Below are 4,815 nucleotides of genomic sequence, written 5' to 3' on the forward strand. Positions count from 1 at the left end.
GAACCGGCGTGAACACCGGAGGCGGCGCACGACGCGGCAGGTCGGCGGCGAAGGCGGAACCGGCAAGGGCGATTCCGGCGAGGGCGGTGACGCCCCGGAGCGTGGATTTCATAATCTGGTCCTCATTCCATCTGCTGCCGCCGGCCGTATTCGGTCCGCTCGGCATCGATTGCCCGTCTTTAGGTCAGCAGCTCCAGGGATGCTGTTGCTTTGCAGAGACGCCGACCGCCTTGGAGGCGGCCCCTTTGTGGCGCGATGCTGTTCTTCCCTGGGTACCTCGGGTCATGAACGCGCTCGAATGGTCAAGGTTCGCTTGCGGCCACGCTTTTTTCTCATCCCGTCGCCGGACAGATTGCCGCATTGGGAGAAGTGTGGGAACCCCATTACGGCGTCAGGGCAATTGCCGAGATCAGGCGGCCGTAATCGGCCTCGCTGCGATGGGTGGCGCGACGATAGCTGTAGAAGCGCGCAGGGTCCGCGTAGGTGCAGAGCCCAAGCATCGCGGCCTCGCCGATGCCGGACGCGTGCAGGCGCGCCAGGATGAATCCCGGAAGGTCGAACTGCGCGCGGCCCGGCCGTGCGCCCTCCGCGAAGAACGCGTCCGCCTCCGGAGCCTCGCTGCGAAAGCGTGCGACGAAGTCCGCGCCGACCTCGTAGGCGTCCTGCGCGATCGTCGGGCCGAGCACGGCGACGATGCTCTCGCGATGGGCGCCGAGCCCCTCCATCGCCGCGATGGTCGCCGCGATCACCCCCGTCAGCGCCCCCTTCCAGCCCGCATGGGCCGCGCCGACGACGCCGTTCTCCGGATCGGCGAACAGGATCGGACCGCAATCGGCGGTGGCGATGCCGAGGGCGAGCCCCGGAACGCGCGTGACCATCGCGTCCGCCCGCGGCCTGTCGGCCGGCGCGAACGGCGCCTCGACCACGACCGCCTCCGCGGAGTGGACTTGGTACAGGCCGACCATCCGGTCGGCGGCGAGTCCGAGCTGCGCGCACATCCGCGCCCGGTTCTCGGCGACCGCCTCGGGCCGATCGTTCGAGCCGAGGCCGCCGTTGAGCGCGGCGTACAGCCCGTCCGAGACGCCGCCCTCCCGGGTGAAGAAGGCGTGTCGTATCCCCGCATGCGAGCTGAGCTCCGGCGCTTCGACGAACATGGCGGCTCCTGGACGGCGGGTGTGGGACATCGACCGTCGTTAGCCGAACGCCGACGCCGTGACGATGCACGGTCGTGTGCGGTCCGGCGAACGGCGCGGAAGCGCATCAGGCCTTCGGAAACCCCGGAAGCGGCGGCAGGCCGGGCGCGCTCACGGCCATCGCCTTGAACAGGCTGCCCATGCCGCGCCGCGACGGGTCGGTCAGGCGGGCGGCCGCGGCGTCGATGGCCGCGGCCTGGGCGGGCGTCGCCCGCGCCTTCAGCCGGTCGCGTCGTTCGGCGAGGCCGAGGGCGCGCAGGAAGTCGCGCTGATCGACGGGGCCGTGGATCGCCGCGCCCTCGGCCCGCGCCGCCCGCGCGACGGCGGAGAAGTCGACGTGGACGGTGAGGTCGGCCTCGCCCGGTGCATCGAGGGGGCCGACGAAGCGGTGACCGGCCACCGCCTGGAGGGTGTCGCCGAAGCCGGGGCGGACGTGGCCGTAATCGATCGCGAGCAGCGCACCGCCCTGGTCGCCCAGGCGTCGGGCGAGGCTCCGCGTCAGGTCGAGGACCGCCGTCGGCAGGGTCATCACCACGCCCTCGGGCGCCCGCGCCGCAATCGTCCGGGTCGGCTCGGGCGCGAGGCCGAAGGCGAGGGCGCCGTCGGCCGAGAACCCGACCACCCGCTCGCACCAGCCGCGGGGGGTCGCCTGGAACTGACGCACCGGCAGGCAGTCGAGGAACTCGTTGGCGATCCAGATCGCCGGGCCCGGCGGCACCGCTTCGGCGTCCGCGTGCCACGCGGGCGTGGCCTCGGCGAGCATTACCGCCTGCGCCGCCCGCAGCACCGGGCTGGTCTCGACGAGGTGGAGGTCGATTCCAGCCGTCGGCGCCACTGCCCGGAGCGCGCGCAGTGCATCCGCCATCAGGGTGCCGCGACCGGGCCCGAGCTCGACGAGGCGCAGCGGCGCGGGCGCCGCCATGAGCCCCCAGACCGCCGCGATCCAGACGCCGATCAGCTCGCCGAACATCTGGCTGATCTCGGGCGCCGTGGTGAAGTCGCCGCGAGGCCCCAGCGGATCGCGGGTGCGGTAGTAGCCGTGGACCGGGTGCCCGAGGCAGAGGGCCATGTAGCGGTCGATGCCGATCGGCCCGGTCTCGCGGATCGTGCCCGCGATCTCGCGGCCGAGCGGCGTGCCGCTCACGCTTCCACCGGCCCGTCGCGGATCGGCGCCGGCCCCTCGACGGGATGGCGCGGGCGCGTGACGCCGCGGGCGGCGAGCACGATGTAGGTCGCCCCGACCATCGCCATCGGCACGCAGAGCAGCATGCCCATGGTGACGCCGCCGCCGAGCGGCCCGAGATGGTCGCCGAACAGGTAGCCGAGCTGGCGGTCGGGCTCGCGGAAGAACTCGCAGACGGTGCGCGCCACGGCGTAGCCGAGGACGAAGAGGCCGCCGATCAGGCCCGGCCGGCGGAAGCCGAAGCGGTTGACGGCGATACCCATGACCGCGAACAGCACCAGCCCCTCGGTGGCGGCCTCGTAGAGCTGGCTCGGGTGGCGCGGAAGCGGGCCGCCGGTCGGGAACACCACGGCGTAGGGGAAGTCCGGCGCAGGCCGGCCCCACAATTCGCCGTTCACGAAGTTGGCGATGCGCCCGAAGAACAGCCCGATCGGCACGACCACCGCGGCGAGGTCGAGCAGGGTGTAGCCGTTCAGTCGCCTGCGGCGGGCGAAGAACAGCATCGCGAGGATCGCACCGAGGAAGCCGCCGTGGAACGACATGCCGCCGTTGCGGATGGCGAGGATCTCCACCGGGTCGTCGAGGTACATCGGCAGGTTGTAGAACAGGACGTAGCCGATCCGCCCGCCGAGCACGACGCCGAGCGCGACCCAGACGATCATGTCGTCGATATCGGCGACCGTGGGCCGCCGCACCACGCCCCAGTACCGGTCGGCCATCACGAGCCGGCGGGCATAGAACCAGCCGCCGATCAGCCCGGTGATGTAGGCCAGCGCGTACCACTTGATCGTGATCGGCCCGATGGCGAGGGCGACCGGATCGATGGCCGGGAAGGGCAGGGCGAGCAGCGGCATCGGGGCCTCCCGTAAACTCCGGGGCATTGGACGCGGCGATTGCCGGGCGTCAAGCCGCGAGGGTGCGTCCTGGCGGCCGGCGATGGACTGGGGCGATCGGCAGAGGATGCTCCTCTACGACGCCACCAGCAGCAATCCGCGCCCGTCCGGGCCCTCGGCGTAGGCGGTCGAGCCGTCCGCCGAGACGCGCGCCGGGTAGCCGGCCGCCCGGATCGCCGCGGCGGTCTCGGGCGCGTCCTCGACCGCGAGGACGAACCGCGTCGTCGCCCGGTCGCGTGGGCCGAAGGCTGCGGGCCTCGGCCGCGCGGACATGGGGCAGCGGTAGTGCAGCAGTTCCACGTGCGGGGTCGCCGCGCCGGTCGGCTCCAGCGCGATCACGTCGACCACCGGGTCGGGCACGCCGTCGAGGCGGGCTTGGCCCTCGCCCCGGTTCACGCCCCGCTGCGCCACCGCGAGCCCGAGGCGATCACCGTAGAAGGCCAGCGCCGCCGCGCGGTCCGTGACTGTGATCGCGGAATGGTCGATGCCGAGGAACAGGCCGCGCGCCCCCCGCCACCGCTCGGCTGGCGGCCCGCCCGGGAAGACGATCAGCTCCAGCGGGTGCCCGTCCGGATCGCGGAACTTGTAGGCGGTGACGCCGCCCGAGTCCGGCGGGAGCGTCTGCGGTCCACCCACGCTGATCGCGCCGGGCCCGGCAGCACTCAGGTGCGCGAACGCGGCGTCCATGTCGCGCACGGGGATCGCCGCGTGCTGGAAGAACGGGTCGGTCGCGCACGGCGCGTCGGGGTAGGGGGCGCCCGGCGGGTCGAACGCGAGGAAGCCGATCCGCTGGTCGCCGAGGCGCATCGTGAGACGGGTCGCTGCCGCATCCGGCAGCCCGAACGCCTGGAGGACCGGCGGCGGCACCGGCTCGGGTGGTCCGATCCGCGCGAAGCCGAGGCCGTCGCGGTAGAACGCCTCGGTGCGCGCGAGGTCGGAGACGGTCCGCTCGATCCCGACGACGGCCCGGACCCGCGCGCTCATACCAGCCGCGCCCCGCGGCGGTTCGTGTAGATCGCGTAGAGGGTGCGGGAGGCGCAGAGGAACAGGCGGCTGCGGTTGCGACCGCCGAAGGCGAGGTTCGAGACCGTCGCGGGCACCAGGATCTTGCCGACCACGTCGCCGCCCGGATCGATGCAGTGCACCCCGTCCGCCGCGCCAGACCAGAGATGCCCCTCGTCGTCGACGCGGAATCCGTCCGCGAAGCCGGGGCTCACCGTATGGAAGATCGCGCCGCCGGAGAGTCGGCCGTCCTCCGACACGTCGAAGGCGCGGATGAACTGACGCGGGCTTGCAGCAAATTGCAGCCCGCTCTCGGCGATGTAGAGGCGGCGCTCGTCCGGGGAGAAGGCGAGCCCGTTCGGGCCCTCGAAGTCGTCGGCCATCACGGCGAGCGACCCGTCGCGGGGATCGAAGCGGTAGACGTTGGCGGGAAGCTCGGAATCCTGCCTGCCGCCCTCGTAGTCGGTCTGGATGCCGTAGGGCGGGTCAGTGAACCAGATCGTGCCGTCGGACTTGCAGACGAGGTCGTTGGGCGCGTTCAGAC

Annotated in this window: 5 protein-coding genes; all 5 read right to left on the reverse strand. The window is 72.5% G+C overall.

Translation table 11 applies throughout. The features are described from left to right. Positions 1–383: 383 nt before the first annotated feature. Entirely contained in the window at positions 384–1,154 is a 771-nt protein-coding gene (gene pgeF / locus ACFE8Y_RS20715) for a peptidoglycan editing factor PgeF (protein ID WP_375466257.1), read from the reverse strand. Positions 1,155–1,260: 106 nt separating this feature from the next. After that, a complete protein-coding gene (locus ACFE8Y_RS20720) occupies positions 1,261–2,337 on the reverse strand; it encodes a class I SAM-dependent methyltransferase (RefSeq protein WP_375466258.1) in 1,077 nt (358 codons plus the stop codon). After that, entirely contained in the window at positions 2,334–3,230 is an 897-nt protein-coding gene (gene lgt, locus ACFE8Y_RS20725; protein ID WP_375466259.1) for a prolipoprotein diacylglyceryl transferase, read from the reverse strand. The genes ACFE8Y_RS20720 and lgt overlap by 4 nt, the downstream gene beginning before the upstream one ends. Positions 3,231–3,344: 114 nt before the next feature. Further along, complete coding sequence (locus ACFE8Y_RS20730) at positions 3,345–4,253, reverse strand: VOC family protein (protein WP_375466260.1); 909 nt, start codon at positions 4,251–4,253, stop codon at positions 3,345–3,347. Next, positions 4,250–4,815: SMP-30/gluconolactonase/LRE family protein (locus tag ACFE8Y_RS20735; RefSeq protein ID WP_375466261.1), on the reverse strand; the 566-nt coding region annotated here is incomplete at its 5' end. The genes ACFE8Y_RS20735 and ACFE8Y_RS20730, both read right to left, overlap by 4 nt.

Source organism: uncultured Methylobacterium sp. (genome assembly GCF_964242245.1).
Lineage (GTDB): Bacteria > Pseudomonadota > Alphaproteobacteria > Rhizobiales > Beijerinckiaceae > Methylobacterium.